This window comes from uncultured Roseovarius sp. (genome assembly GCF_913057115.1).
Classification (GTDB): Bacteria; Pseudomonadota; Alphaproteobacteria; order Rhodobacterales; family Rhodobacteraceae; genus Roseovarius.
The window spans coordinates 1-26,587 of the sequence record NZ_CAJXNN010000042.1; the positions used below are offsets into that span (position 1 = coordinate 1).

Sequence of the window (26,587 nt, forward strand, 5' to 3'; positions counted from 1 at the left end):
AACGGCGCGCCGGTGATCGGCATCAACGATTCGGGTGGTGCCCGGATTCAGGAAGGCGTGGACAGCCTTGCCGGATATGGTGAGGTATTCCAGCGCAACATCGAAGCCTCGGGCGTGGTGCCGCAGATCAGCGTGATCACCGGCCCTTGCGCCGGTGGCGCGGTCTATTCCCCGGCGATGACGGACTTTATCTTCATGGTGCGCGACAGTTCCTACATGTTCGTGACCGGCCCCGATGTGGTGAAAACCGTGACCAATGAACAGGTTACGGCAGAGGAACTTGGCGGGGCCTCGACTCATACCAAGAAAAGTTCGGTCGCGGATGGCGCCTTCGAGAACGACGTCGAGGCGATGGCCGAAGTGCGCCGCCTTGTCGATTTCCTGCCACTCAACAACCAGGAATCGGTGCCGGTGCGCCCCTTCTTTGATGATGTTGATCGTGCCGAGCCGAGCCTTGATACCATCGTTCCGGCCAACCCCAACATGCCCTATGACATGAAGGAATTGATCACCAAGGTCGGCGACGAGGGTGATTTTTACGAAATTCAGGAAGATTTCGCCAAGAACATCGTCACCGGGTTCATTCGTCTTGAAGGCCGGACCGTGGGTGTTGTGGCCAACCAGCCGATGGTTCTGGCCGGCTGCCTGGATATCGACAGTAGCCGCAAGGCCGCGCGGTTCGTTCGGTTCTGTGATTGCTTTGACATTCCGATTCTCACCTTTGTCGACGTGCCGGGCTTTCTGCCGGGGACAGGGCAGGAGCATGACGGTGTGATCAAGCACGGGGCCAAGCTGCTCTTTGCCTATGGCGAGGCGACGGTGCCGAAGGTGACGGTGATTACCCGCAAAGCCTATGGGGGGGCCTATGTGGTTATGTCGTCCAAGCATTTGCGGGGCGATATCAACTATGCCTGGCCGACCTCGGAGGTGGCTGTAATGGGCGCCAAAGGTGCCACGGAGATTATTCATCGCGCCGATCTGAAGGACCCCGAGAAACTGGCCAAGCACACGGCGGATTACGAAGATCGTTTCGCCAATCCTTTCGTGGCCGCCGAGCGTGGCTTTATTGACGAGGTAATCCAGCCGCGCAGCACCCGCAAACGTGTCAGTCGCGCCTTCGCCGCGCTGCGCAATAAAAAGCGCAAGATGCCTTGGAAAAAGCACGACAACATTCCGCTGTAGGAGGTGTTTGGTGCTTTCGGTCAAGCCCTATTTCGCTGCCCTGGCCCTTTGGGCCAGTGTCGCGGCGGCCCAGCAGGATGAGGCGAAGGAGGAGCGCCTTATCCTGCCTTCGGGGCTTGAGGCGCATTTGCACGAAACGATCTGGAACGAGCGCAGCACTGGACTTGCCTATCGTTTTCGCTTTGTCGCGCCCGATTTGACCGGGCAAGAGGACTTCGAAACCAAGATGACCGACTTGGAGTATCTTTGTAACAGCTACGCGGTGCCGCGGTTGGCCAATATTGGCCCGCAGCCCAGCCAGATTGTCATCTCAATCGCCAACCGAGAATCGGAATTTGGTGTGATTGATCCGGATGTTATCCAGATTTTTGAGGCGTATCGCCTCAATCAGGGTGGCTGTATCTGGGAGATGTTTTGATGCGGCCACAACATCTTGCGGAAAGAAGGGTATGCCACTCTATGGTTGAGGCTTTGGGGCCACATACGCGGTCGTTTGCTGGCTGTACGTATGCAATTGACGGCGAGTCGGATATGGTTAAAGTTGGTTGCACCCAAGTAACCCATACCTCGAAAGTGGGGCAGGTGGGGCGTTTTTCGCTGTGTCTGCCCATGTTTACAGACAGGAGACAAATATGTCGAACAGCATCAAGAGCCTTCTGGCCATCGGTCTGGTTGCCTTCGTGGCGGCCTGTGCCCAACAATCGGCCGAAGAAGAATTCGTCGTTGTGGAGCCGGAGCCCATCTCGACCGAGCCGACCTACACCGGCAAATACAAGTAATCCACTTCGCGATTACACAGGACGGGCCATTGCGCCCGTCCTGATTTCCGCGCAACGCCCTTGTTTTCCGGAGGGCGTGTCATGCTGAAGCATCGCGGGTTCCCGGGGCGTCTTCCCGGTTCGGACTATCAATTTACAATTCGCCGCGCCAATCCCAAGGGCGTTACCCCGATCACGCGTCGGGAACGGTACCGGGACCGCAAGGCCGCTGACCGCCGGGCCGATGCGGGCTTCGTGCAGGCCATTTGGCAGCATTTCGGCGAGGAACCCTTCGAGCGGGGCAATCTGGACGCAGGGCGGCTGAGCTGGCTGTTCGGTCGCGAGGTCAAGCCCGCGGAAGACCCGTTTGACCCGGCAAGCTACGAGGCCATGTTGATTCTCGACGTGCCGGTGGCGCGTGCGTCTTTCCCGGAGGCATTCGAAGCCGACGACGAGGAGGGGGACTGATGCGTGTCTCGGCAACTCTTGCTGTAAGCGGCACCTTTTTGCCCAAGGCCTGTGTTTTTGCGCAAGATACAGCCGATGGTAGTGTTGTCTCGCAGTGTGACTTGGCGAAACCCGCCGCCATCGACAATGTTGACGCTGTAGTGGTGGCCCCCCCCCAATGGGCCCAGACGCAAAGTCTGATCCGTTACCCTTCCCCTTGCAGGCGGTCCTGTGCCTTTAGGCACAGGCCGCCTCTTTTTCGTTCAAATTCAAAGTTATACTCGCATAGGCAAAGGCTCGCGCATGAGCCCACATCGCGCATCTGTGACTTTGCAATACGTGCCTCGCTGCGGTTGGATGGGGCGATACCATCGTTTCATTCACTGAAAGGCACTGAACAATGCGAGCATACGTTTTCAAAGGGTTGGCACTCTGTTGTGCTTTGGGCCTTGCGGCCTGCGGCGGCACGGTTCCCGAACAGGCGATTTTCGGCGCGGGTGCGGGGGCCGGCACCGCTGCGGTCCTGGATGGCAACATTGCCACAGGCGCGGTCGTCGGGGCCGCGGGCAATGTCGCGTACTGCCAAGCCTACCCGGATCGTTGTAACTGAATTCGCTTCGCGCCGTAGCCCGGCGCGCAAGTCTAGCCATCGGACCATCGGCGCTGTCTGCGCCGGTGGTCTTTTTTGTGTCATGCCCGTGCGCTCCTGCGTGGGGCCAAGAACCGAAAGAAGGGACCAGCCATGTTCAAGAAGATCCTGATCGCCAACCGAGGTGAGATTGCCTGCCGGGTGATCAAGACCGCCCGGAAAATGGGCATTAAGACCGTGGCCATCTACTCGGATGCCGATGCGCAAGCGTTGCATGTGCAGATGGCGGATGAAGCGGTGCATATCGGACCGCCGCCGGCCAATGAATCCTATATCGTGATCGACAAGGTCATGGAGGCCATCCGCCAGACCGGTGCTGAAGCTGTGCACCCCGGGTATGGGTTCCTGTCGGAAAACCCCAAGTTCGCCGAGGCGCTTGAGGCCGAGGGCGTGGCCTTTATCGGGCCGCCCAAGGGCGCGATTGAAAGCATGGGCGACAAGATCACGTCGAAAAAGATTGCGCAGGATGCCAATGTCTCGACCGTGCCAGGGGTCATGGGCCTGATCGAAGACGCTGAGGATGCGGTGAAGATCAGTAAAGAGATCGGCTATCCTGTGATGATCAAAGCCTCCGCCGGGGGCGGCGGTAAGGGGATGCGGATTGCCTGGAACGATGATGAGGCGCGCGAGGGCTTCCAATCGTCCAAGAACGAGGCCGCGAATTCCTTTGGCGATGACCGGATTTTCATCGAGAAGTTCGTCACCCAACCGCGCCACATCGAGATTCAGGTGTTGGCCGACCAGCACGGCAACTGCATCTATCTGGGCGAGCGGGAATGTTCCATTCAGCGCCGTAACCAGAAGGTCGTGGAAGAAGCGCCCAGCCCCTTCCTTGACGAGGCGACCCGCAAGGCCATGGGCGAGCAAAGCTGTGCCTTGGCCAAGGCCGTGGGCTATGCCAGTGCCGGGACGGTCGAATTCATCGTTGATGGTGAGAAGAACTTTTACTTCCTTGAGATGAACACCCGTTTGCAGGTGGAACACCCGGTGACCGAATTGATCACGGGTGTTGACCTTGTGGAGCAGATGATCCGCGTCGCCGCCGGTGAGAAACTGGCGATGAGCCAGGATGACATCACCCTGACGGGTTGGGCCATCGAGAACCGGCTTTATGCGGAAGATCCCTATCGCAACTTCCTGCCGTCGATTGGCCGTTTGACGCGCTATCGCCCACCGCAGGAAGTGGCCGCTGGCCCGATGCAGGTGAACGGCACATGGCATGGTGATGCGCCTGTTGGTGAGACCGCTGTGCGCAACGATACCGGCGTCTATGAGGGCGGCGAGATTTCGATGTATTACGACCCGATGATCGCCAAGCTCTGTACCTGGGGCCCGGACCGCCCGCAGGCCATCGAGGCGATGCGCGTGGCCTTGGACAGCTTCGAGGTGGAAGGCATTGGGCATAACCTGCCGTTTGTGGCCGCGGTGATGGATCATGAAATTTTCATCAAGGGCGATATGACGACCGCCTTTATCGAAGAGCAGTATCCCGAAGGTTTCGAGGGGGTCTCGCTTGGAGATGATATGCTGCGCCGGGTCGCGGCGAGCTGTGCCGCGATGCACCGGGTTGCCGAGATTCGCCGCACGCGGGTATCGGGCCGGATGGACAACCATGAACGCCGCGTCGGTGCTGATTGGGTTGTCAGCCTGCAGGGCGAGCAATTCGAGGTTTCGATTGCGGCCGATAAGGAAGGGGCGAATGTGACCTTCGCGGACGGTAAGAGTGTCCGGGTGACGAGCGATTGGACCCCGGGCGACCAATTGGCCGAGTTGTCGGTGGATGGTTCCCCTTTGATCCTGAAGGTTGGCAAGGTGTCGGGCGGATTCCACATTCGGACCCGCGGCGCTGACCTCAAGGTGCATGTCCGTAGCCCGCGTCAGGCAGAATTGGCCGCGTTAATGCCCGAGAAACTGCCGCCTGATACATCCAAGATGCTGCTTTGCCCGATGCCGGGCCTGATCGTCACGGTGAACGTGGCGGAAGGCGACGAAGTGCAGGAGGGGCAAGCGCTTTGCACCGTGGAGGCGATGAAAATGGAAAACATCCTTCGGGCCGAAAAACAGGGCATTGTGACCAAGATCAACGCCGGGCCGGGCGATAGCCTTGCCGTGGATGATGTGATCATGGAGTTCGAGTAACTCCATGCGCGCGGCCTGTGGCCATATCCCGGGCAGGGGGCTTTTGCCGGTTCTGGCAATGGCTTTTCTGGGAGTGGTCGCAGGATGTGGCCCCGAGGACGAAACCGCCATGCGTGATCGTATGGGCCAGTATTTTTCGCTTCGCGAAACCGTTGCCTACGAGGCGCGGCGGCCCTGTTTGGCCGGAGTATTTCATGTGGCCGATGACAGGGTCAAGGCAGCGATGCCCGTGGCCTCGGGGGTGGGTGAGATGCTTGGCCTTTTGGCGCGACGCGATCGGGCCTTGTTGAATGATCCGGGTCAAAGCCCCGATGAGCTTTTCATTGAGGTCATGAATGTCGAGCGCACTCAGGGTATGCGGATGCGCCGGGCCGGGCTGGAGGCGCTTGAATGTATGGATGCCGTCACCGAGACCGCCTTTCGCCATGCCGTGGATGGCCCGGGCAACCTGGTGGGCTTTGACGCGCAAAGCGGGTTATTGATGCTGTTGGATCGGCGTAACCGCCTGTTGGTCATTGCGCGCGGGGCCGAGGCATGACGGCCCAGTCAGCTCAACTGCCGCCGCGGCGGTCGCGAATTTCCTGCTGTCGCATCGGCATCTTGTCGATCACGCGGGATATTTCGCGCACGTCCCAAGGCAGCGGCTTGCGCAAATATATGGTTCCATCCTTGCCTATGAGAACCAGCATGAATCCACGAGGGCGCAACCTTTGGCGTAGCGCGCTTTTGGCGCTTGGGTCGGTATCGGTCAGAACGACAACGTCGCGTTCATCCAGATACTCCAACCGTTCGGTCAGATACTCCATTTGCAATGTATATCGTGGGTCGGCCGGGCTATCGGCGAACACCACGAGCGGGCGTTTTATCCAGAGAAATTCATTCAAATCCGCTGTTTCGCCCGGCAAAATGATTGCGGGCGGGATGTCTTCGCGCGTTTCGTCGCCCTCTTGCGCGGCAAGGGGAGCGACTGAAAACATCATAAAAACAATGGCTAATAGGGGTTTCATGCGATCTCCTGTCCGCCAAGATATAGGTGGCTGGAGGGCAATTGCGAAGGCTGAATGTCTGCAGGCCCCAGAAAATTTTACCGTTAATCACATCCTCAGGGTTCGGCGCAGAGCATGGGCGGGAGTATTCGAGCAACGCCCGCCACTGGCGGCAGACCGGCGAAAGGCCAGTAAACCGATGGATGTGATCTTGCATGTGGGGGCCCACAGAACCGCGACCACCTGTTTTCAGAATTACCTGCGTGAAAACCGTGAAAGGTTGGCCACGCGAGGGATCGGTGTTTGGGGGCCGTGGTGCACGCGCGCGGGGCTCTTACGCGGTGTTCTGCCGGTATCAGGGTTTGGTGATGCGCAGGCGCAGTTGGACAGGGCGCGCGGACGGATTGCCATTCAGGTCGAAAAGGCCGCAGCGCGTGGCTTACGCCAGCTTGTGGTGAGTGACGAAAACATGCTGGGCGCGCCGCGCAACAACCTGCGTCAAGCGGAGCTTTATGCCGATGCCGGGCAGCGCATGGCGCGTTTTGCCTATGCCTTCGGCGCGGTGAACCCGCGTGTTGTGCTGTCAATCCGGCAGCAGGATATGCTCTGGGCCTCGTCGCTGGCCTTTGGTGTGGCGCGGGGGCATCGCGTGCCAAGGGCGCGTGACCTTCGGCATATCGCCCGCGCAAAGCGGAGCTGGCGCGGGGTGATCGAGGATATCGCCTGCGCGGTGGATGGTTCGGCCCCGATGACGGTTATGCCCTATGAGGTGTTTGGCGGGAAATCCGATGTGCGGCTTGCGGCGATGACAGGGAAGGCCGATTTGCCGCGCGCCCATGCCCGCGAATGGATGAACCAATCCCCGCGACTGGCGCAATTGCGTCAGGTGTTGCGGGACAGGGGGCTTGACCCAGCGCGCTTGCCGGACGGCGAGGGGCGCTGGATGCCCTTTACGAATGACCAAATCGCCACCCTGCAAGAGGCCTATCAGGACGATCTGTTCTGGCTAACGGACGGGGCGGATGGCTTGGCGCAACTGACCGAGGAAACCGGCCCGGTGACAGCGGGGCAAACCCTGCGCACGGGCAAGATGACAAGAGGACACGCAGATGGCATCGAAGAAAGACGAATGGCGTAGCATTGCCGAGAAGGAACTGAGAGGACGCACCCTTGAGGAGCTGACGTGGAAGACCCTTGAAGGCATTGATATCGAGCCGCTTTATACCGAAGAGGATGTGGCGGGCTTGGATCACCTCGGGTCAATCCCGGGCCAAGCGCCGTTCACACGGGGCCCCCGCGCGACGATGTATGCCGGACGTCCCTGGACGATCCGGCAATATGCGGGTTTCTCGACCGCCGAGGAATCCAACGCCTTTTACCGCCGCAACCTTGCCGCCGGGCAGCAGGGGGTCTCGGTTGCATTCGACCTTGCCACGCACCGCGGATATGACAGCGACCACCCGCGCGTGGTGGGCGATGTGGGCAAGGCCGGGGTGGCCATCGACAGTGTCGAGGATATGAAGATCCTGTTCGACGGTATTCCGCTGGAGAAGGTCAGCGTGTCGATGACCATGAACGGCGCGGTGATCCCGATCTTGGCCAATTATATCGTTGCCGGTGAAGAACAGGGCGTGAGCCGGGCCGACCTGTCAGGCACCATTCAGAATGACATTCTGAAAGAGTTCATGGTGCGTAATACCTATATCTATCCGCCTGAACCCTCGATGCGGATCGTGTCGGATATTATCGAATACACCTCGAAGGAGATGCCGCGCTTCAACTCGATTTCGATTTCCGGCTACCACATGCAGGAGGCGGGCGCGAACCTTGTGCAGGAACTGGCCTATACGCTGGCTGATGGCCGCGAATATGTGAAAGCCGCAATCGCCGCCGGTATGGATGTGGACAGCTTCGCGCCGCGCCTGTCGTTCTTCTTTGCGATTGGCATGAATTTCTTCATGGAGGCGGCCAAGCTGCGGGCGGCGCGCCTGCTCTGGCACCGGGTGATGACCGAGTTCGATGCGCAAAGCGACAAGTCAAAGATGCTGCGCACCCATTGCCAGACCAGCGGTGTGAGCCTGCAGGAGCAAGACCCCTATAACAACGTGATCCGCACCGCCTATGAGGCGATGAGCGCGGTTTTGGGGGGGACACAATCGCTGCATACCAATGCGCTTGATGAGGCCATGGCCCTGCCCACCGATTTCAGTGCCCGGATCGCCCGGAACACGCAGCTTATCTTGCAGGAAGAGACCGGTGTGACCAATGTCGTCGATCCGCTGGCCGGCTCTTACTACGTTGAAAAGCTGACCGCCGATCTGGCTGAGAAGGCCTGGGAGTTGATGGAAGAGGTCGAGGAAATGGGCGGCATGACCAAGGCCGTGGCCTCGGGCATGCCCAAACTGCGGATCGAGGAATCCGCCGCCACCCGTCAGGCGATGATCGACCGCGGCGACGAGGTGATTGTCGGCGTCAACAAGTACCGCCGCGACAGCGAAGACCCGATCGATCTTCTGGATATCGACAATAGCGCCGTGCGCGACAGCCAGATTGCGCGGCTTGAGAAAATCCGCGCCGAGCGGGACGAGGCTGCCTGTCAGGGGGCCTTGGATGAGATCACGCGCCGCGCGACAGAGGGCGGCAATCTTCTTGAGGCGGCGGTGGACGCTGCCCGTCAGCGCGCATCGGTGGGAGAGATCAGCATGGCGATGGAAAAGGAATTCGGCCGGCACCGCGCCGAAGTGAAAACATTGGCCGGTGTCTATGGCGCGGCTTACGAGGGCGACGAAGGCTTTGCCGCGATCCAGAAGTCGGTGGATGATTTTGCTGCGACCGAGGGCCGCCGCCCCCGGATGCTGGTGGTCAAGATGGGGCAGGACGGGCACGATCGGGGTGCCAAGGTGATTGCCACGGCCTTTGCCGATATCGGCTTTGACGTGGATGTGGGGCCCTTGTTCCAGACCCCGGACGAGGCCGCGCAGGATGCCATCGACAACGATGTGCATGTCATCGGTATCTCGAGCCAAGCCGCCGGTCACAAGACGCTGGCCCCGCAGCTTATCGAGGCGTTGAAGGCCAAAGACGCGGGAGACATCATCGTGATCTGCGGCGGCGTGATCCCGCAGCAGGATTATGAATTCCTGAAAAAGGCCGGTGTGAAGGCGATCTTCGGGCCGGGGACGAATATCCCCGAGGCTGCGCAGGATATCCTGCGACTGATCCGCGAGGCGCGGGCCTGAGGAAGACAAGAGAGGGGGCGCTGCCCCCTCTTGGCCTGCGGCCCATTCGCCCCCGGGATATTTTTGGCAAAAAGAAAACCATTTGGGTTGTGGCCTTGGGTGGCTTGACTAAGCTGGTCCGTGATGAATGGGGGCGGCATGTTGGAGTTGGATCATCTGGCCGTGGTGGCCTGCGATTTGGAGGCCGGGCGCGCGGCGGTTGAAGAGGCGCTTGGTGTGGCGTTGCAGCCGGGTGGGCAGCATGCGTATTTCAGCACCCACAATCTGCTTCTGGGATTGGAGGAAGGGCTATATCTCGAGGTGATTTCCGTCGATCCTGATGCAGCTGATCCCGGTGTCACGCGGTGGTTCGACCTTGACCGGATGGCAGGCGTCCCGCGGCTGGGAAACTGGATTTGCCGCAGTGACGATCTTGAGGGAGAGGTGCAGCGATTTCCGGAGGCAGGGAGACCGGTGTCACTGGCGCGCGGCGACCTGAAATGGCGTATGGCGGTACCAGAGACGGGGCGCCTGCCATTTGACAACCTCTTTCCGGCAATCATGCAGTGGGATTGCGCGGCGCACCCGGCGGAGCGATTGGCCGCGTCCGGCTGTGTTTTGCAGCGATTGGTGGTTGCCCACCCGGAGGCGGCTGAATTGTCCTTGCAGTTGGCCTCGGTCTTGACCGATGGGCGGGTGGTTTTCGAGACCGGTGCGCCTTCTTTGATGGCTGAAGTGATGACACCATCGGGGTTGAGGGTGCTGCGATGATCATCCGGCAAGCGCGACCCGAGGATGCCGAAGGGATTGCCGCGCTTTGGAACCCCGTCATCCGGGAAACGGCGATTACCTTCAACAGCGTCGAGAAGACCATCGAGGCGATAGCCGAAGACATCGCGGCACGTCATGCCTTCCTCTTGGCGGAAGATCAGGCGCTACTTGGTTTCGCCTCTTATGGACAATTCCGGGGTGGGGTTGGCTATGCTCGAACCGGGGAACATACGATTGCTTTGGCACCCGATACGCGTGGTCGTGGTATCGGGCGCGCCTTGATGGCGGCGCTTGAGGATCATGCCCGCGAGGCTGGCTTTCACTCGATGATCGCCGGAGTGAGCGGTGAAAACCCTGGCGGCATCGCCTTTCACGAGCGCATGGGCTATGCGCAGGTAGCCGTGTTGCCGCAGGTGGGCTGGAAGTTCGAGCGTTGGATGGACTTGATCTTGTTGCAAAAACTTCTTTGAGCGCGCGCTGACATTCCTGTGCAAAGTGGATAGTTTCGAGAAATGTCGATTTGGACCCGTATAACCGAAGCCGTTTCGGCCCTCACGAAGGGGGAGGGGCTGAGCGCGGTTTTTGACCGCTTGCGCACACCACCCGAGCGCAGTGTCGCTTTTACGATTGCGGTCATCGCCCTGAGCGCCAAGATGGCCAAGGCCGATGGTCTGGTGACCCGCGACGAGGTGACAGCGTTTCGGGAAGTCTTTCAAATTGCGCGAGCCGATGAGGCCGGGGCGGCGCGCGTGTTCAACCTGGCGCGGCAGGACGTGGCCGGGTTCGAGGAGTATGCCGAACGCATCAAACGCATGTTCGGTGAGCAAAACGGCACGCTTTGCGACCTGATGGAGGGGCTTTTCCACATTGCGATGGCGGATGGCCAATATCATCCCAATGAGGATGCATTCCTGCGGCGCGTGAGTGAGATTTTTGATTTGCCCGAGGGTGATTTCAAGAGGTTGCGTAGTCGGTTCGTTCCCGACGCCAAACCTGACCCATACACGGTTTTGGGGGTGGCGCATGGCGCGCCACTGGAAGAGGTGCGCAAGGCATGGCGCAAGCAGGTGCGCGATAGTCACCCTGATGCCATGATGGCGCGTGGCGTTCCGGAAGAGGCCGTAAAGCTGGCTGAAAAGAGGGTCATTGACCTTAACCGGGCGTGGGAAGAGATCAGCAAGGGGGGCGGTGATGCGGATCGCCACCTATAATGTCGAGTGGTTCAATTCGTTGTTTGACGATAGCGGCGATTTGCTTGTCGATGGCGAGTGGTCGAGCCGGCACAACATCACGCGGCAGGATCAGATCACCGCGCTTGGGATTGTTTTCACCGCCCTGGATGCCGATGCCATCATGGTGATAGAAGCACCGGATCACAACGGTAAACGCGCCACGGTGCCGGCGCTTGAGAACTTCGCAAAGTTCATGAACCTGCGGGCGCGGCGTGCTGTTGTCGGGTTCGAGAACCAGACCCAACAGGAAATCGCGTTGATGTACGATCCTGATGTGCTGAGCTGTGTTCATGATCCGCAGGGGGAGGCGACGGGCAAGAAAGGCTCAACACATGCGCCACGGTTTGACGGTGTGTTCCGAATCGATCTGGATATTGATGACACACACGACCTTGTCGAGTTTTCCAAACCGCCTTTGGAACTGGCCTGTACGACATCGGGTGGGTTTGCTTTTCGCATGATCGGTGCGCATTTGAAATCCAAAGCGCCGCATGGCGCGCGCACGCGAGATGAGATCATGCGCATGGCCATCTCGAACCGGCGCAAGCAACAGGCGCAGGCGGTGTGGCTGCGCCATCGGGTTGAGCAACATGTCGAGGCGGCCGAACCCTTGATCGTCATGGGGGATTTGAACGATGGCCCCGGTCTGGATGAATACGAGCATCTGTTCGGGCGGTCCTCGGTCGAAATCATCACGGGCGAAGGCGGGAATGAAAAGCACCTTCTTTACGACCCACATGCGCGCCGCGCACTGACACGCAAGATCGGGGCGATGAATACGACGGCACGGTTCTACCTGTCTTCCGAGAAGCGCTATTTGCAGGCTCTCTTGGATTACATCATGGTCTCGCCGGACTTGGCCGCGAGGAGACCCTCTTGGCGTATTTGGCACCCATTCGATGATCCGGGGTGCTGGAAAGTGCCCGAGTTGCGCGATGCCTTGATTGCGGCCTCTGATCATTTTCCGGTGACCATGGATATTGATCTGCCGACTTAAAACTCTGAAAAGGGCTCCTATATGAGTCACATGAAACGCTTTGGGTTTATCGCATTTGCCATATGTTTGGCCGCTCCGCTTGCTGCGCAGGAGGAGGTAGAGGATGATGGCCTGACCCTAATGGAACGCGGGGCGCAGTTGTTTTTCGAAGGGATCATGCGGGAAATGGAGCCCGCGATGAAAGACCTTGAAGGACTGGCTGAACGGATGGGCCCGGAGGTTAAGCGGTTCGTCGAGGAAATGGGGCCGGCGTTTGCCGACTTGATGGAGAAGATTGACGATTTTTCCGCCTATCATCCGCCCGAGCTTTTGCCCAATGGCGACATCATCTTGCGAAAGAAATCGCCGGACGAGATGCCAGAAGACCCGCTTGAGGATGGCGAAATCGAGATTTGATGCGTCGTTAACCGCGTGCTGTTTTCACGATTGCCTCTGCTCCGAGAGCATCGGCCAAGGACATGAACCGCGATTCCGCGACTTCACCGAAAAGCGGCGCGGCCTCTTTTGACAAGCGCAGTTCCAGTTTCTTTTTCTTTGGATACCAGCGCATTTCACCCAGCTTGGCGTCCTCCTTGAGCCATAGCATGGCGGCAAAGCGCAGCGCCTTACCCAGAACCTCGGCTTCGTGCGCATCTTTGTCCTCGATCAGGCCGGTCAGGTCTTCGAACCGTGTATCTTCGCGCTTGTTCGAGTAGCGATGCAGCAACGCAAGGCCAAGGTAGACCCGCTCTGAGTGTTTGAGCCCGCCCAGATTGGCGCGGGTTGCGTTGTCGAAACAGTCTTCCGCCCGGTAATCGGGATGCGCGCGCCAACTGACATCATGCAGCAGGCAGGCTGCCTTGATGATGCGGCGTCGGTCGGGCTTGGCCGATTTGAAAATCGGTTGAATGAACTCGTACACCACCTTGCCGAAGCCGGGGATTCGCGCGTCCTTGGACTCAGCAAACCGACAGGCTTCGATCAGTGGGTCACGATCACGTAGTTGTTGCGGCATCTGTTCGTAGAGCAGGCCTTCCCGAATTCCGTAGCTTGAAATGGCGATGTCGCGCGGTTTGAACGTCTTGACGACCTCGCGCAGCACCTCTGCCGCGTAGGGCACGAGCGCCATGCGCGCCGAGGACACACCGGCGCGGTTGCGCAATTCATCGAGATCGTTTTCCTGGATGTACTTGGCCGTTTCGCGCACCGATTTCGGGGTCATCCGGTATTCATGCAGAACCTGAAGAGGATACCCCCTGCGTTCCATGTCGATCTTGGCAATGGCACGCCATGAGCCACCAACCAAGAACAGGCGGTTTTTTTGTTCTCCAAGCGCGCTTTGCATCTCGCTGAGGGTTTCTCGGATGACAGCCTTGCGGTTTTTCTTGCCGCCTTTGAGGTCACGCAGCTTAAGCGGCCCGAGGGATGAGGACATGCGCTTGCCCACCTCGCCATTGTCGATCTCGGCAAGCTCCATGGACGAACCGCCGATGTCACAGACCAAACCGTAAGAGCCCGGCCACCCCAAAAGCACGCCCTGTGCGGAAAGCCGCGCTTCTTCCTTTCCGTCGATCACCCACAGGCGGATACCGGTTTTGGCTTCGACTTCGGCTCGGAAGCCCGGGCCGTCTTCGGCATCGCGCACGGCAGCGGTTGCTACCGTCACGAGTGGGCCGGTTCCCATGCCATCCCCCAAGAGTTTGAACCGCCTGAGGGCGTCCAGGGCGCGTTTGCGGCCCTCGGGGTTCAGTTTTCCGGTTTCGGACATGCCGGCGCCCAAGGCGCACATGATCTTTTCATTGTAGAAGTAGGCAGGGCTGCGCGCCGCACCGTCAAAGACGACAAGTCGGACGGAGTTCGACCCTACGTCAACCACGCCCACGCGGCTAAGCGCACGGGCCGAGGGTTTGTCAAACAGCGGCCGACCGAATGGCCCGCTGTCGTCTTGGGCTGGATCTGTACTTCCGTCCATGAAGCTCTCGGGTCGGTTTGGTCTTGTATGCGACAGGCTGCCGAGGGGGTCAATCCTCGGTGTGGGTCAGCTTGGGCACATCCGAGGCACCGGCCGAGCCGCGCCCTGACAGCGACGGATTTTCCATGAAGAACCGATGGCAATTGAAAGCGAAGCTGCCTTCGGGAACGGACTGCCGCGTGAAGCTTCCGTCGGGCGCCATGATCCAGCTTTGTGCGACATCAGCCATATTTGCGGCCATGACCTGACTGACAATCTGCGCTTTGACGGTCGCGTTCTCGATCTCGACAAGCGTTTCGACGCGCCGATTCAGGTTGCGACCCATCCAGTCAGCGGAACTGATGAAAACCCGCGCCTTCTTTGAAGGCAAGCCAGCCCCATTGCCGAAGCAAACGATGCGAGAATGCTCAAGAAACCGGCCGACGATGGATTTGACACGGATGTTTTCCGACAACCCCTTGATGCCCGGACGCAGGCCGCAAATACCCCTGACGACAAGGCTGATTTGCACGCCGGCTTGGCTGGCCTTGTAAAGCGCGTCGATTACGTTGGGTTCGATCAGGGCATTCATTTTCGCCCAGATGGCGGCAGGTTTACCGGACTGCGCGTGCTGGATTTCCTTGTCAATCATTTCGAGCAAACGGGGCTTGAGCGAGATTGGCGAGATCGCGAGATTTTCGAGTTTCTCAGGCTGCGCGTATCCGGAAAGGTAGTTCATGACCTTTGTCGCATCGCGACCCAGTTTGGCGTCACAGGTGAAAAAGCTCAGGTCGGTGTAAATCTTGGCCGTGATCGGGTGATAGTTGCCGGTGCCGTAGTGCGTATACGTGACAAGCTGATCACCCTCGCGCCTGACGACGGTTGATATCTTGGCGTGGGTCTTGAGATCGAGAAAGCCGTAAACAACATGCGCGCCAGCCCGTTCCAGGCGGCGAGACTGACGAATGTTGGCGGCCTCGTCGAACCTTGCCTTGAGCTCCACAAGGGCTGTCACGGATTTGCCATCCTCTGCGGCTTCGCAAAGGGCCTCGACGATAGGGCTGTCTTTTGACGTCCTGTATAGCGTCTGCTTGATCGCCACGACGTTGGGGTCCCGCGCCGCCTGGGCCAAGAACCGAACCACCATGTCGAAGGTTTCATAAGGATGGTGGAGCAGCATGTCCTTTTGACGGATGGCTGCAAACATATCGCCATCGTGGTCTTGGACACGTTCGGGCACGCGCGGCGTGAACGAGGTCCAGAGAAGGTCGGGGCGGGCATCGAGCACCAATTCCTTGAGGTCGGCCAAACCGATCATGCCATCCACCTCGACCACCTCGTCGGGGGTGACGTGCAATTCGTCCATGATAACGCGGCGCAAGGCTTCGGGTGCGCCAGAGGAGATTTTCATGCGCACCACTTCGCCACGGCGCCGGCGTTTCAAGGCCACCTCGAATTCCCGCACGAGATCTTCGGCCTCTTCTTCAACTTCAAGGTCGCTGTCCCTTAGGACACGGAACGAACAGTGCCCCTTGTACTTGTATCCCGGAAACAGGCTGTCGAGGTGCAGCAAAAGCAGCTCTTCGAGCGGCAAGAAACGATGCTTGCCCTCAGCGGCGGGCAGGGTGACGAAACGATCGATTTGATGTGGAATCGGCAAGAGCGCCTGAAGCGGACGCTTGTCAGACTTGCGTTCGAATTGCAGGGCGAGCGAGTAGCCAAGATTCGGGATGAAGGGGAAAGGATGTGCGGGATCGATGGCGAGTGGCGAAAGGACCGGGAACACCTGGTTCAAGAATACATCTGCCAAATAGGCGCGGTCTGCTTCGGTGAGGCGCTCGAGATCGAGAATCTCGATGTCGTTTGCCTCCATTTCACCACGGAGGATCTCGTATGTTTCCTGCTGTGATTTGAGCAGCTTGCGCGCGTCTTCGTTGATGAGGACAAGTTGTTCGGCCGGCGTAAGGCCATCAGCCGCGGGTGTCGTGTTTCCTGCGTGGGCAAGTTCACGTAGGCCCGCAACCCGCACGTTGTAAAACTCGTCCAGGTTGGTGGCGGATATCGACAGGAAGCGCAGGCGCTCCAGAAGCGGTATCCGGCCATCGCGGGCTTCTTCCAGAACACGCCAGTTGAAGCCCAACCAGCTTAGCTCGCGATTGTAGAAGCGCCCAGGAACATCTGCGGTGACCTCGGGCATGTCGACGGCTTCGGGGAACGGGGATTTGAGGAAATCAGCGTGTGTCATGCGGGCCTTATGGCTTTGGCGTGTAACGGGAAGGTGACGGAGTTTGCCTTCACGCGTCAGGGTTGTCCAGCACCTTTGCCGCGAGCGTGCGGGTGATTGGACGGCCCGAGGATAGCGCCATGTCATCAAGGCGTTCAACCACGTCACGCGCGGCCTCGAACGAGCGCTCAATGCGGCGGGTGAGGTAAGACAAAACACTCGGGGCCGGCGATAGCTGTCGGTCGGCCATCAGCTTCGTCAGCACCGCAGTCAACAGCGCATCGTCAGGTTCGTGCAGGGTGGTGTAGGGCGTGCCCTGCATCCGGCTTGCCAGATCGGGCAGGGTCAGCGGCCAACGATTGGCGGGGGTTGCGGCGGTCACGAGCAAGCTGTTGCCCTCGGCCAATGTCAGGTTGTGCAGATGGAACAAGGCATCTTCCCGTGGGCGGTTTCCCGCGATCTGTTCGATGTCTTCCACGGCGACGGGGCCAGCGGCCAAGGCGGGAATATCGGCCTCGGTCAATTGATCGGCGGCGATGATCCGGGCCTCCGACAAGGCCGCCCAGACATGGGCAAGGTGGGTTTTGCCCGCGCCATGCGGACCGATCAGCACCAGCTTTCGTGCAGGCCATGCCTGCCAGCCTTCGATCATCGCGACCGCTTCGGCATTGGCGGGCGAGACGAAGAAATCATCGCGCCCCAATGCCTCGCGCACGGGAAGGTCAAAACTCAGTTGTTCAGGCATTATTCCGAGCCCCGGCCATCCAGCCCACGGTAAAGGCGACTATCCTTGTATTGCGCAATGGCGAACCGCGCCAGCACGCCTAAGGCGGCGGCGACCGGCACGGCGACCAGCATCCCGACAAAGCCAAAAAGCGCCCCAAAAACCGATAGCGCAAAAATCAGCCATACAGGATGCAGGCCAACGGAATTTCCGACCAGTTTGGGCGTGAGGAAATTTCCTTCGGCGACTTGTCCCAGTACGAAAATGCCGGCCACGAGCCCGATGGACATCCAATCGCCCCAGAACTGGAACAGGGCAAGACCAATGGCCAGTGCGCCGCCGACAACGGCGCCCACGTAAGGTATGAAAGTGATAAGACCTGCGATGAAGCCCACGACAAGGCCGAATTGCAGTCCGACAAGCATCAAGGCAACCGCGTAGTAGGTGCCAAGGATCAAACAGACCGTGCCCATGCCACGGATGAAACTGGCCAGTGTGTCGTCGATTTGCCCTGCCAGGTCACGAATGACAGGCGCATGGTCACGCGGCAGCATGCCGTCGATATTGGCGACCATGCGATCCCAATCGTAAAGCAGGTAGAAGGCAACGACAGGGACGATCACGAACAATACGATGATGTTGATCAGAGAGGCCGCCGATCCGACTACGGTATCAAGCACCTGACCACCGCGATCACGGATCGTTTCGCCCACGGCAATCAGGGATTTGCGCAGGGTGGAGTCTTCATCCACTAGCTGCGGAAAGCGTTCTGTCAGAAAACCTTGTAGATCGTTGAAGAGCTGTGGCGCGATATTGATCAGGGAGAGTGTCTGTTGGATCAATGTCGGGATCACCAGAAGCGCCATGATCACGAAAACCAGCAAGGCAACCAAGGTGATGATGCTGACCGCCAAGGCCCGGGTACAGCCCGCTTTCTCCAGACGGTCTGCGACCGGATCGAGAAAATAGGCAATCGCACCGCCGAGTACAAATGGCAGGATCACGTCGCCAAGAAACCACAGAACGACAAGGAACACCGCAGATGCGATGCCCCAATATTTCATTTGTGTTCCTACTGGTAGCGCCATGATGCCTCGGGCCTGATCTTTCGAAGTACATCGCCTATGGGGCGCGCGCTTTCAAGAGCAGAGCGAGCGAAAGGGTGCTTCTGCGGCTTGTGTGTACAGGCCATAGGCCATAAACGGTAAAAAACGCCAATTGCCGTGAGGTCTGCCCGATGCGCCTGAGCCGCTATTTTTTGCCCGTTCTGAAAGAAACACCTTCCGAGGCGCAGATCGCCAGCCACCGCCTGATGTTGCGGTCGGGGATGATCAAACAGGCCAGCGCGGGAATTTATTCGTGGCTGCCTTTAGGCTTCAAGGTGTTGAGAAAGCTGGAAAATATCGTCCATGAGGAACAGGTGCGCGCCGGTCATATCCCGATGCTGATGCCGACTTTGCAATCGGCGGACCTGTGGCGCGAAAGCGGACGTTATGACGATTACGGGGAGGAGATGCTGCGCATCACCGACCGGCATGGGCGCGATATGCTTTATGGTCCGACCAACGAGGAGTTGATCACCGATATTTTCCGGTCGCATGTGGGCAGTTACAAGGATTTGCCGCTGACGCTTTATCACGTGCAGTGGAAGTTCCGCGATGAAATCCGGCCTCGGTTCGGGGTGATGCGGGGCCGCGAGTTCTTTATGAAAGACGGCTACAACTTTGATTTGACGAAAGAAGATGCGCTGCACGCCTATAACCGCCACTTGGTGAGTTACCTGCGCACCTATGAGCGGATGGGCCTTCAGGCGATTCCGATGCGTGCCGATGGTGGGCCGATTGGCGGGGACTATACGCATGAGTTTCTGGTGCTGGCCGAAACCGGTGAATCGGAAGTCTTCTATGACAGCGAGATCACCGATCTGCGCTTTGGCGAGCGTGAAATCGACTATAACAACGTCGCGCAATGCCAAGAAATCCTTGAAGAATTCACCTCTCGCTATGCGCGGACGGATGAGACCCACGACGAGGCGATCTTCAATGAGATCCCGAAAGAGCGCCAACGCTCGGCGCGGGGGATCGAGGTGGGGCAGATCTTCTATTTCGGGACCAAGTATTCGGAACCCATGGGGGCGACGGTGCAGGGCAAGGATGGCAAGCCGGTGCCGGTGCATATGGGCAGCCACGGGATTGGCGTGAGCCGCCTTGTTGGCGCGATCATCGAGGCCAGCCATGACGACAAAGGGATCATCTGGCCCGAGGGCGTGACCCCCTTCCATGTAGGAATTGTCAATCTGAAACAAGGGGATAGCGAGGCCGACGCGGCCTGTGATGCCTTGTATAAATCGGTTGAGGCCTTGGGGCTGGAGCCGCTTTATGATGACCGGGATGAACGAGCCGGGGGCAAGTTTGCGACCATGGACCTCATTGGGTTGCCGTGGCGGATTACCGTGGGGCCGCGCGGCTTGAAAAACGGAGTGGTGGAACTGACCTGCCGCCGAACCGGCACGAGCGAAGAGTTGCCGCCCGAGCAAGCCGTTGAAAAGATTGCAAGAATCTATCACATTCACCACGGGTCGGACATGGTGGAGCCGATGGCGAAACGATCGTTCCACACTTGGATGTAAATGCTGTATACTGCCTGAAAAAAACAAGAGGCAGAGCAGATGATTTTCAGGGTGATCGCCGTGGTTGGCGGGCTGGCTGGTGCGGCTGGCCTGTCGCAATTTCCTGAGTATTCTCAACAATATACACAGCGTCTTTCAGGTGCGGTGGATGAGCTTTCGAGCGTTGTGGCGCAGTTCGATGCGGATGCGGAAAGCCTTGGGTTGAGCCGGGATGAGGCCTTGGCCGAACTGTCGCTTGGCAGCCGGATGGGCCAAGCGCGGGCGCAATCAATGGGGCAGGTCTTGGAGCGACACGCGCGATTGAGCGCGGATTTGGCCGCTTTGCGGGACTCAACTGTGGTTCAGAAGGCATTGAATCCCATGTATTTTTCGGACTCAGATGTGGCGCGGGCCGCATGGGCGGATTTCACGCCAGCAATGCCTGTGACGCCCGCAGGCGCGGGTTTTGCCGGGGTCGGTTTCGTGGCAGGTTATGGCCTCTTGGCGGGCCTGATGGCGGGTTTGGGCCGGTTGTTTCGGCGCAGGTCACGCCCACAGCCAGCGCAGGCCTGAGTTTCGTACGAATCGTACGTTTATGAGCCGGATTTCGTACGAAAATCGGGGCTGTTGGTTGAGGCTGCGTACGAGTCGTACGAAACTCTTCAGATTAACCCGCGAAGCGCAAATCCCATCAGCACGAGAGTTAACAGCACGGTCATACTGATGACCGAGAGTTTAATGCGCCGTGCGCTTGGGGTCTTTTCCAAAAGTTTAATCATAGCGGAACAACTCGGACAGGATGTTGGAGGCGGGCACGCCCAATTCGATCAGTGTACCCTCGACGGCTTCGATCATCGCGGGCGGGCCGCAGAGGACGTAGAGCCAATCACGATGTTCGGGCCTGCCGAAATGGGCGCGCAGCAGGGGCGCGTCGATCTGGCCGGTGGGGCCGGTCCAGCCGTTTGGAGGCTCGGACAGGACGTGGGTGATTTGGGTGCCGTGGGTTTGGGCGAGGGTTTCGAGTTCTTCGCCTGCCACGATTTGCTCTTGCACGCGGTTGCCGTAGAGCAGGGTGGTGGGGCGTGGATCATCGGTTGCCGCCATCTCGCGCAGGAGGCCCAGTAGCGGGGCGATGCCGACGCCGCCTGCGATGAGGGCGACGCCGGGGGCCTCTTGGTGGCCCTCAAACGTCAGGTGGCCATGTGGACCATCGACCCAGACGCGGGTGCCGGGGCGGAGTGACCCGAGGCGGGAGGTGGAATCGCCCAATTCCTTGATGATGAATTCCAACCCCTCGCCTTGGGCCGGGGCGGAGGCGATGGAGAAGGGATTGTCGTTCAGCGACCAGACCGGGTGCCCGATGGTGAGCCATGCGAATTGCCCGGCGCGGTAGCGGAAGGGCCCGGGTCCATCGGGTGCGAGGTTCAGACGCCATGTGCGCTCGGCCGCACGGGTGACGGCGGCCACCCGGAAGGGGTGACGCAATTGCTTGAGCGGAGAGATCACGTAGACCCAGAGAAGCGCGCCTATGGCGAGGGCGAGGAAGGCCAGCCAAAGGGAGGCAAGCGCCGGGTCGGCGCTGTAGCGGCCCGCGCGCAGGGCGTGGAGCGTGCCGCCGCCCGCCACCAGCACCGCGCCCAGGCCATGCAGGGCGCGCCATGTCTGATAGCGGATGCCAAGCGCATCGCGCCCGATGCCCGAGGCCACCAGCGCGCCGAGCAAAAGCCATGCGGCGATGCCGGGCCAGAGGCCGTGCCACGAGGTGTCAATCGCGGTTTGGCGCGTGGTATCCCAGACGGGGGCGTCTTTCATGGGCGCGGTGTAGAGGAAGGGATGCAGGAGCGCCGCGCCAAGGGCCACGCGGGCCAGAAGTTGATGCGCGCGCATGACCACATCGCTGCCCACCCGTGCGGTGGTGGCGCGGAAGCGGCCCAGTTGCAGGAATTCCAGCAGGATCATGGCCAGCGCCACAAGGCCCAGCCCGCTGGCCAATTCATCCCATGGGCTGCGCGGGGCCAAGCCTTGCGCCCAGGCAAACCCAAGCGGCGCAAGTGCGAGCGCGAGGTAGAGCAGGATGAGGGCGGCGGCGGGCATAGGTGATTCCCTTGTGGTTCTGGGTGGATTGTTGCGTAACTGCGGCGGGCCGACCTTGACCCCGATCATGTTAGCCCCCACTGTCTGCGCAAAACAAAACCCGAGGTTTTCCAGTGCCGAGCAGTCCAGCCCCCTTTGCCCCTTTCGAGTGGATGATTGCCTGGCGCTATTTGCGGGCCAAACGCGCCGAGGGCGGTGTGAGCGTCATGACGTGGATCAGCCTGATTGGCATTACCTTGGCGGTTTTCGCGCTGATTGCGACGCTGGCGGTACGGTCGGGGTTCAGGGCTGAGTTTGTGGATACGATCCTTGGGTCGAATGCCCATGTGACGGTGTATAACAGCGGGCAGGTTGAGGCGCAGACCGGGCGCATCGACCGCACCATCGAGAATTTCGATGAGATGGCCGCGCAGGTGCGCGAGGTGGAGGGGGTCACGCGGGTGGCGCCCTTGGTCAAGGGGCAGGTGATGGCCAATGCCCGCAGCCGCAACGCCGGTGTGCAGGTGTTCGGCATCAAGCCGGAGGATTTGAAAACCATTCCGCGCGTGGCCGACCCGGAAACCGCGCAGGGCGATATTGAGCGGTTTCCCGAGGGGGTCGCCATCGGCTCGGGCGTGGCGCGGGAATTGGGGGTGAGCCTTGGCGACAAGATCAAGCTGATCTCGCCCAATGGGGTCAAGACCGCCTTTGGCACCAGCCCACGGGTCAATGCCTATGAGGTGGTCTATGTCTTTACCGCCGGACGGTATGACATTGACCGGGTGCGGGTCTATCTGCCCTTCGAGGAAGCGCAGAGCTTTTTCAACCGCGAGGGGCGGGCGGATGAATTGGAGGTCATGGTCATGGACCCCGACCGGGTGGAGGACATGACCCTTGATCTGATGCGGGCCGCCGGGGATCGCAGCCAGGTTTGGACGTGGAAGGATGCCAGCGGCGGGTTCTTGCGGGCCTTGGAGGTGGAGGACAACGTGATGTTCATCATCCTGTCGATCCTTGTCTTGATCGCGGCGATGAATATCACCTCTGGCCTGATCATGCTGGTCAAGAACAAGGGGCGCGATATCGGGATTTTGCGCACCATGGGATTGACCGAAGGCTCGGTTCTGCGGGTGTTTTTCATTTGTGGGGCCTTCACAGGCATCATCGGCACGGTGTTCGGCGTGATCCTTGGGTGCCTTTTTGCCATCTATATCGACCCGATTTTCAGTTTCGTGAACGTGATGATGGGCGGGCAGGTCTGGGACCCGTCGATCAGGGGGATTTACCATTTGCCGGCGCAGTTGCAGTTGGCCGATGTGATGTCGGCGGTGGTTTTGTCGCTTGGCCTGTCCTTCGTGGTGACGATTTTCCCGGCGCGGCGGGCGGCGCGGATGAACCCGGTGGAGGCGCTGCGCTATGAGTGATGTGATGCTGTCGCTGGAGGGGGTTTCCAAGACCTATAACAAGGGGCGCGAGGCCGAGGTGCGGGTCTTGCAGGATGTCGATTTGCAGGTGCGCAAGGGCGAGATGGTGGCTTTGGTGGCCCCGTCGGGCGCGGGCAAGTCGACGCTTTTGCACATTGCGGGGCTGTTGGATACCGCCGATGCCGGGAAGGTTTCGATTGGCGGCGTGGATTTCACCGGGTTGTCTGATCGGCGGCGGACGATTGCGCGGCGGCAGGAGGTGGGGTTTGTCTACCAGTTCCACCATTTGCTGCCCGAGTTCACGGCCGAGGAGAACATCGTGCTGCCGCAACTGGCAAACGGGGTGCCGAAGGCCGAGGCGCGGTTGCGGGCCGATGAGTTGCTGGGCCGTGTTGGTGTGGGCGAGCGGGCCGGGCATCGCCCTTCGGCCATGTCGGGCGGGGAGCAGCAGCGGGTGGCCTTTTGCCGGGCCTTGGCGAATGAGCCGAGGCTTTTGCTGGCCGATGAGCCGACGGGGAACCTTGACCCGGCCACCTCGGACCGGGTGTTCGAGGCTTTGGTTGGCCTTGTGCGAGATACCGGGCTGTCGGCGCTGATTGCCACCCATAACCTTGAGCTGGCCGCGCGGATGGACCGGGTGGTGAAGCTGGATCAGGGGCAGGTGGTGGCGGGTTGAGATTTGGGCCGAAGCCTTTGCCGTGCTGTGGTAGAGGCACCCGCGCGTGAGCGCGGATGCCTTTGCGAAAGTGCAAACCCTACCAATAATCAGGCTTGTCAAACGCCGCGACGCATCTGGATGGCCCCTCAAGCGGTGTGAGGGGTGCAGCGGTGAGCGATTGGCCGAGCCAGCCTTCGGGATAGCTGAGCGGTTGGGGAGGCTGTGCAATCTCTGTGCCGATTTGGGCAAAGCCGGTCTTGGCATAGAAATTGATATCGCCATAGGTCACCACCACGTCGACGCCTGCGTCGCGCAGGGCATCGAGGCCGTAACGCAGTAGGTTTTGTCCCAACCCCTTGCCTTGCTGGGTGGTGGCGATGGCGACGGGGGAGAGCAGAAACACGCGGCGGCTGTCCTTTGGGAAGGTGAGGCGCGTGAAGATGATTGTGCCGATGATTGCACCGTCCTCGATGGCCGAAAAGACATGCATGTCATCGCGGGCGGTGGTGGCGAGAATGGTTCGCACCAGTTGCCCGATCAGCGCGCCTTCCTCCGCCCCTTCGGAGGCGGTGAAGGTTGAAGTGAACAGATCGATGATGTCATCGGTGTGATCTGCGTAGGTGTTGGAAAAGTCCATTGGGCTGTCCTTTCATTGGACGTCTATCGTTGATTGAGTTGGGCGCGCACGGCTTTGATGCCTAGCCGCGAGACGCGGTAGGGCTGGCCGTTTTTCGACTGGATCAAGCGCCGGCGTTGCAGGCGCTTGAACAGATCAAGAGTACAGTCCGAAAGGACGTGCCCTTCACGTGTGAAACAGGTGATTGCGCGGATTTTGCCGTTATCGGAGCGGTCGTAGTGAATGGCCCCGCCAAGGGCGAGTTCATGCAAGACACGCTGTTCGTGCTTGGAAATATTCAATGGAGTGCCTCAGTTACATGAGGTTGCAAGAACAGGTCACTCAGCCTGGCGCGTGAGTGTCCTTTGTGGTCAGGCGTTCCGGCATCGTTGGCTGCGGAACGGGCTTATGCCCGGGACTCTTGCATAAAATCTCCATTGGTGAGGCGGGAGCCTCGGGGCGAAAGATAGGCCCACCCGTGGTGCGGAACAAGGCACTTGGGCGAATGGGTTGTTGTTTCTAGGTTCGGTGTTGCGGATCAAGGACATCGGGCGCGCTGGGTTTTCGACATCGCAGCATTTTGCGGCTGTTTTGATCTTAGCCCGAGTGGCCGATGTCAGTTTTGGAGTGGGCTCAAGGCCCCTAACTTCGATTTGCGATAGCTGACCTGCGCTGTGTGGGGTGCGAACTGGTAAGATGCAGGACGAAACGGGCGCTCAACCAAGTATGACGAGCCGCGACAGCGACGGGCCGCGGCGCGGCGAAGGAACGCTGGTTCGGCAGGGCTTTATCCGAGTTACTGGCGCGCTATGAATGAGCTGAGTGCGATGGCCAACCCAATCGCCGGGCCGTGGGGGCGGCCCGTCGATGGCGCGGCGGCCTGCGGCCTTGAACCCGCGCCTTGGGTTTCTGCCGATTGGTCGTCATCCATAAACCCAGGATTGGCGCGTATCATCTCGAAGCCGTCAATTGCTGCATTTCAATGGAACGGCTTCTTTCGGGAAAAGGTCACAGCTTTGCAAACCCCGCTTCCCTGCGCACAAATGCCGCTCTCTCTTTAACGATAGCCTGCGATGTCCAACCGATGACTCAAACGGCCGCATCCCCCACGCATGACGTATTTCCGTTTTCGTTTGACTGAAACCCGCTTCAGAAGGTTTGAATTGACCTGAAGTGCAGCCTTGGCGCAGGTTGCGCCGGATCACGAGACAAGGGGAGACAGGGCCATGGTTGCGGTGACGTTGGACGAGATTGAAGCCACCACGCGGGCGGCTTTGCTGCGTCATGGGGCTGTCGATTGGGTGGCTGATTGCGTGGCCGATGCGGTGCGCAAGGCGGAAAGCCTGGGCAACAAGATTTGCGGGCTGTACTACCTTGAAAGCTATTGCACGCAGCTGACCACGGGCCGGGTGAAGGGCGATGTGGAGCCTGTTGTCACCCGTCCGCGCCCCGGCGTCGTGGAGGTGGATGCCAAGTTTGGCTTTGCCCAGCCCGCTTTTGCCCGTGGGTTGCCCGACGCGGTGACGGCCGCGCGGGACAATGGCGTGGCGAGTTTGGCCGTGGGTCATGCGCATACCTGCACCTCTCTGGGCTATTTCACCGAACAGATCGCGCGTGAGGGGCTGATCGGTTTTGGCCTGACCAATGCCTCGCCCATCGTGGCACCGCCGGGCGGCAAGACGCGGGTGATTGGCACCAACCCGATTGCCTTTTCGGTGCCTGACGGCAAGGGCGGGATTGCCATGCAGTTCGATCAATCGACCACCACCGTGGCCCTGGGCAAGATCACCATGGCCAAGGCGGCGGGCGAGCGCATCCCCGAAGGCTGGGCCGTGGATGCCGAAGGGCGGCCCACGACCGACCCCGAAGCGGCCTTGGGCGGCTCGCTTGTGTCGATGGGCGGCTACAAGGGCTGGGGGTTTGGCCTGATGGCCGAACTTCTGGCCGCGGG

General features: G+C 59.9%; 27 protein-coding genes. 19 read left to right on the forward strand and 8 right to left on the reverse strand.

Going from position 1 to position 26,587, the window contains the following annotated elements; all coding sequences use genetic code 11:
• The 7 genes from QZ498_RS14560 to QZ498_RS14590 all read left to right on the forward strand — a co-directional run.
• The coding region (locus tag QZ498_RS14560) for an acyl-CoA carboxylase subunit beta (protein ID WP_294623501.1) at positions 1 to 1,182 on the forward strand (1,182 nt) is incomplete at its 5' end.
• A 10-nt stretch (positions 1,183 to 1,192) separates the two neighbouring features.
• Positions 1,193 to 1,600 carry a DUF6497 family protein gene (locus QZ498_RS14565; RefSeq protein ID WP_294623503.1) on the forward strand — a complete coding sequence of 136 codons (408 nt, stop codon included), beginning with the start codon at positions 1,193 to 1,195 and terminating at the stop codon, positions 1,598 to 1,600.
• 214 nt (positions 1,601 to 1,814) lie between these two features.
• Positions 1,815 to 1,961 (forward strand): hypothetical protein, encoded by a 147-nt coding sequence (locus tag QZ498_RS14570; RefSeq protein ID WP_294623505.1) that lies wholly within the window; start codon positions 1,815 to 1,817, stop codon positions 1,959 to 1,961.
• 81 nt (positions 1,962 to 2,042) lie between these two features.
• Positions 2,043 to 2,408: a hypothetical protein gene (locus QZ498_RS14575; RefSeq protein WP_294623506.1), complete on the forward strand. Its 366-nt coding sequence runs from the start codon at positions 2,043 to 2,045 to the stop codon at positions 2,406 to 2,408.
• Between the two features lie 379 nt (positions 2,409 to 2,787).
• Entirely contained in the window at positions 2,788 to 2,997 is a 210-nt protein-coding gene (locus QZ498_RS14580; RefSeq protein ID WP_294623508.1) for a hypothetical protein, read from the forward strand.
• A gap of 132 nt (positions 2,998 to 3,129) precedes the next feature.
• Positions 3,130 to 5,175: an acetyl/propionyl/methylcrotonyl-CoA carboxylase subunit alpha gene (locus QZ498_RS14585; protein ID WP_294623510.1), complete on the forward strand. Its 2,046-nt coding sequence runs from the start codon at positions 3,130 to 3,132 to the stop codon at positions 5,173 to 5,175.
• Positions 5,176 to 5,179: 4 nt separating this feature from the next.
• On the forward strand, positions 5,180 to 5,713 hold the full coding sequence (locus tag QZ498_RS14590) for a hypothetical protein (protein WP_294623512.1): 534 nt from the start codon (positions 5,180 to 5,182) through the stop codon (positions 5,711 to 5,713).
• A gap of 13 nt (positions 5,714 to 5,726) precedes the next feature.
• Here QZ498_RS14590 and QZ498_RS14595 read toward each other — a convergent pair whose 3' ends face one another.
• Positions 5,727 to 6,182, reverse strand: a complete 456-nt coding sequence (locus tag QZ498_RS14595; protein WP_294623513.1) for a DUF4174 domain-containing protein — start codon at positions 6,180 to 6,182, stop codon at positions 5,727 to 5,729.
• A 178-nt stretch (positions 6,183 to 6,360) separates the two neighbouring features.
• Here QZ498_RS14595 and QZ498_RS14600 point away from each other — a divergent pair, with 178 nt between their 5' ends.
• The 7 genes from QZ498_RS14600 (at position 6,361) to QZ498_RS14630 (ending at position 12,775) form a co-directional block, all read left to right on the forward strand.
• A complete protein-coding gene (locus QZ498_RS14600) occupies positions 6,361 to 7,299 on the forward strand; it encodes a hypothetical protein (RefSeq protein WP_294623515.1) in 939 nt (312 codons plus the stop codon).
• Entirely contained in the window at positions 7,271 to 9,400 is a 2,130-nt protein-coding gene (gene scpA / locus QZ498_RS14605; protein WP_294623517.1) for a methylmalonyl-CoA mutase, read from the forward strand. Before QZ498_RS14600 ends, scpA begins: the two co-directional genes overlap by 29 nt.
• A gap of 138 nt (positions 9,401 to 9,538) precedes the next feature.
• Positions 9,539 to 10,150, forward strand: coding sequence for a VOC family protein (locus tag QZ498_RS14610; RefSeq protein ID WP_294623519.1), 612 nt, complete (start codon positions 9,539 to 9,541; stop codon positions 10,148 to 10,150).
• Positions 10,147 to 10,620: a GNAT family N-acetyltransferase gene (locus tag QZ498_RS14615; protein WP_294623521.1), complete on the forward strand. Its 474-nt coding sequence runs from the start codon at positions 10,147 to 10,149 to the stop codon at positions 10,618 to 10,620. Before QZ498_RS14610 ends, QZ498_RS14615 begins: the two co-directional genes overlap by 4 nt.
• A gap of 42 nt (positions 10,621 to 10,662) precedes the next feature.
• Entirely contained in the window at positions 10,663 to 11,361 is a 699-nt protein-coding gene (locus QZ498_RS14620) for a molecular chaperone DjiA (RefSeq protein WP_294623523.1), read from the forward strand.
• A complete protein-coding gene (locus tag QZ498_RS14625) occupies positions 11,342 to 12,379 on the forward strand; it encodes an endonuclease/exonuclease/phosphatase family protein (protein ID WP_294623525.1) in 1,038 nt (345 codons plus the stop codon). Before QZ498_RS14620 ends, QZ498_RS14625 begins: the two co-directional genes overlap by 20 nt.
• Positions 12,380 to 12,400: 21 nt before the next feature.
• Positions 12,401 to 12,775 carry a hypothetical protein gene (locus QZ498_RS14630; protein WP_367117653.1) on the forward strand — a complete coding sequence of 125 codons (375 nt, stop codon included), beginning with the start codon at positions 12,401 to 12,403 and terminating at the stop codon, positions 12,773 to 12,775.
• A 7-nt stretch (positions 12,776 to 12,782) separates the two neighbouring features.
• Here QZ498_RS14630 and QZ498_RS14635 read toward each other — a convergent pair whose 3' ends face one another.
• The 4 genes from QZ498_RS14635 to QZ498_RS14650 are packed head-to-tail and all read right to left on the reverse strand — an operon-like array spanning position 12,783 to position 18,345.
• Positions 12,783 to 14,330 (reverse strand): Ppx/GppA family phosphatase, encoded by a 1,548-nt coding sequence (locus QZ498_RS14635; protein WP_294623527.1) that lies wholly within the window; start codon positions 14,328 to 14,330, stop codon positions 12,783 to 12,785.
• A 49-nt stretch (positions 14,331 to 14,379) separates the two neighbouring features.
• Entirely contained in the window at positions 14,380 to 16,554 is a 2,175-nt protein-coding gene (locus QZ498_RS14640; protein ID WP_294623529.1) for an RNA degradosome polyphosphate kinase, read from the reverse strand.
• A gap of 49 nt (positions 16,555 to 16,603) precedes the next feature.
• Positions 16,604 to 17,278, reverse strand: a complete 675-nt coding sequence (locus QZ498_RS14645) for a DnaA/Hda family protein (protein WP_294623531.1) — start codon at positions 17,276 to 17,278, stop codon at positions 16,604 to 16,606.
• Positions 17,278 to 18,345 (reverse strand): AI-2E family transporter, encoded by a 1,068-nt coding sequence (locus QZ498_RS14650; protein ID WP_294623533.1) that lies wholly within the window; start codon positions 18,343 to 18,345, stop codon positions 17,278 to 17,280. The genes QZ498_RS14645 and QZ498_RS14650 overlap by 1 nt, the downstream gene beginning before the upstream one ends.
• A 149-nt stretch (positions 18,346 to 18,494) precedes the next feature.
• On the opposite strand from QZ498_RS14650, the gene proS reads away from it, so the two are divergent.
• A complete protein-coding gene (gene proS, locus QZ498_RS14655) occupies positions 18,495 to 19,886 on the forward strand; it encodes a proline--tRNA ligase (RefSeq protein WP_294623535.1) in 1,392 nt (463 codons plus the stop codon).
• Positions 19,887 to 19,925: 39 nt separating this feature from the next.
• Complete coding sequence (locus QZ498_RS14660) at positions 19,926 to 20,438, forward strand: DUF2937 family protein (RefSeq protein ID WP_294623537.1); 513 nt, start codon at positions 19,926 to 19,928, stop codon at positions 20,436 to 20,438.
• A gap of 198 nt (positions 20,439 to 20,636) precedes the next feature.
• Here QZ498_RS14660 and QZ498_RS14665 read toward each other — a convergent pair whose 3' ends face one another.
• Positions 20,637 to 21,959, reverse strand: a complete 1,323-nt coding sequence (locus QZ498_RS14665) for a ferredoxin reductase family protein (protein ID WP_294623539.1) — start codon at positions 21,957 to 21,959, stop codon at positions 20,637 to 20,639.
• Between the two features lie 113 nt (positions 21,960 to 22,072).
• Between QZ498_RS14665 and QZ498_RS14670 the strand changes: the two genes are divergently transcribed.
• Both QZ498_RS14670 and QZ498_RS14675 read left to right on the forward strand, forming a co-directional pair.
• On the forward strand, positions 22,073 to 23,362 hold the full coding sequence (locus tag QZ498_RS14670) for a lipoprotein-releasing ABC transporter permease subunit (protein WP_294623541.1): 1,290 nt from the start codon (positions 22,073 to 22,075) through the stop codon (positions 23,360 to 23,362).
• Positions 23,355 to 24,038 carry an ABC transporter ATP-binding protein gene (locus QZ498_RS14675; RefSeq protein WP_294623543.1) on the forward strand — a complete coding sequence of 228 codons (684 nt, stop codon included), beginning with the start codon at positions 23,355 to 23,357 and terminating at the stop codon, positions 24,036 to 24,038. Before QZ498_RS14670 ends, QZ498_RS14675 begins: the two co-directional genes overlap by 8 nt.
• Before the next feature lie 79 nt (positions 24,039 to 24,117).
• On the opposite strand, the gene QZ498_RS14680 is transcribed toward QZ498_RS14675, so the two are convergent.
• The gene (locus QZ498_RS14680) at positions 24,118 to 24,657 is read right to left on the reverse strand and encodes a GNAT family N-acetyltransferase (RefSeq protein ID WP_294623545.1); all 540 of its coding nucleotides are present in this window, start codon (positions 24,655 to 24,657) and stop codon (positions 24,118 to 24,120) included.
• Positions 24,658 to 24,680: 23 nt separating this feature from the next.
• On the reverse strand, positions 24,681 to 24,938 hold the full coding sequence (locus tag QZ498_RS14685) for a YjhX family toxin (RefSeq protein ID WP_294623547.1): 258 nt from the start codon (positions 24,936 to 24,938) through the stop codon (positions 24,681 to 24,683).
• Positions 24,939 to 25,862: 924 nt separating this feature from the next.
• Between QZ498_RS14685 and QZ498_RS14690 the strand changes: the two genes are divergently transcribed.
• On the forward strand, positions 25,863 to 26,587 hold a 725-nt coding region (locus QZ498_RS14690; RefSeq protein ID WP_294623549.1), incomplete at its 3' end, for an Ldh family oxidoreductase.

Excerpts from the sequence above, each read along its gene's own strand:
- QZ498_RS14575 (WP_294623506.1), top strand. The coding sequence starts at position 2,043 with ATGCTGAAGCATCGCGGGTTCCCGGGGCGTCTTCCCGGTTCGGACTAT.
- QZ498_RS14570 (WP_294623505.1), top strand. The coding sequence starts at position 1,815 with ATGTCGAACAGCATCAAGAGCCTTCTGGCCATCGGTCTGGTTGCCTTC.
- QZ498_RS14680 (WP_294623545.1), bottom strand. The coding sequence starts at position 24,657 with ATGGACTTTTCCAACACCTACGCAGATCACACCGATGACATCATCGAT.
- QZ498_RS14625 (WP_294623525.1), top strand. The coding sequence starts at position 11,342 with ATGCGGATCGCCACCTATAATGTCGAGTGGTTCAATTCGTTGTTTGAC.
- QZ498_RS14615 (WP_294623521.1), top strand. The coding sequence starts at position 10,147 with ATGATCATCCGGCAAGCGCGACCCGAGGATGCCGAAGGGATTGCCGCG.
- QZ498_RS14675 (WP_294623543.1), top strand. The coding sequence starts at position 23,355 with ATGAGTGATGTGATGCTGTCGCTGGAGGGGGTTTCCAAGACCTATAAC.
- QZ498_RS14640 (WP_294623529.1), bottom strand. The coding sequence starts at position 16,554 with ATGACACACGCTGATTTCCTCAAATCCCCGTTCCCCGAAGCCGTCGAC.
- QZ498_RS14600 (WP_294623515.1), top strand. The coding sequence starts at position 6,361 with ATGGATGTGATCTTGCATGTGGGGGCCCACAGAACCGCGACCACCTGT.
- QZ498_RS14590 (WP_294623512.1), top strand. The coding sequence starts at position 5,180 with ATGCGCGCGGCCTGTGGCCATATCCCGGGCAGGGGGCTTTTGCCGGTT.
- QZ498_RS14580 (WP_294623508.1), top strand. The coding sequence starts at position 2,788 with ATGCGAGCATACGTTTTCAAAGGGTTGGCACTCTGTTGTGCTTTGGGC.
- QZ498_RS14660 (WP_294623537.1), top strand. The coding sequence starts at position 19,926 with ATGATTTTCAGGGTGATCGCCGTGGTTGGCGGGCTGGCTGGTGCGGCT.
- QZ498_RS14630 (WP_367117653.1), top strand. The coding sequence starts at position 12,401 with ATGAGTCACATGAAACGCTTTGGGTTTATCGCATTTGCCATATGTTTG.
- proS (WP_294623535.1), top strand. The coding sequence starts at position 18,495 with ATGCGCCTGAGCCGCTATTTTTTGCCCGTTCTGAAAGAAACACCTTCC.
- QZ498_RS14635 (WP_294623527.1), bottom strand. The coding sequence starts at position 14,330 with ATGGACGGAAGTACAGATCCAGCCCAAGACGACAGCGGGCCATTCGGT.
- QZ498_RS14665 (WP_294623539.1), bottom strand. The coding sequence starts at position 21,959 with ATGCCCGCCGCCGCCCTCATCCTGCTCTACCTCGCGCTCGCACTTGCG.
- QZ498_RS14650 (WP_294623533.1), bottom strand. The coding sequence starts at position 18,345 with ATGGCGCTACCAGTAGGAACACAAATGAAATATTGGGGCATCGCATCT.
- QZ498_RS14620 (WP_294623523.1), top strand. The coding sequence starts at position 10,663 with ATGTCGATTTGGACCCGTATAACCGAAGCCGTTTCGGCCCTCACGAAG.
- QZ498_RS14595 (WP_294623513.1), bottom strand. The coding sequence starts at position 6,182 with ATGAAACCCCTATTAGCCATTGTTTTTATGATGTTTTCAGTCGCTCCC.
- scpA (WP_294623517.1), top strand. The coding sequence starts at position 7,271 with ATGGCATCGAAGAAAGACGAATGGCGTAGCATTGCCGAGAAGGAACTG.
- QZ498_RS14645 (WP_294623531.1), bottom strand. The coding sequence starts at position 17,278 with ATGCCTGAACAACTGAGTTTTGACCTTCCCGTGCGCGAGGCATTGGGG.
- QZ498_RS14610 (WP_294623519.1), top strand. The coding sequence starts at position 9,539 with ATGTTGGAGTTGGATCATCTGGCCGTGGTGGCCTGCGATTTGGAGGCC.
- QZ498_RS14585 (WP_294623510.1), top strand. The coding sequence starts at position 3,130 with ATGTTCAAGAAGATCCTGATCGCCAACCGAGGTGAGATTGCCTGCCGG.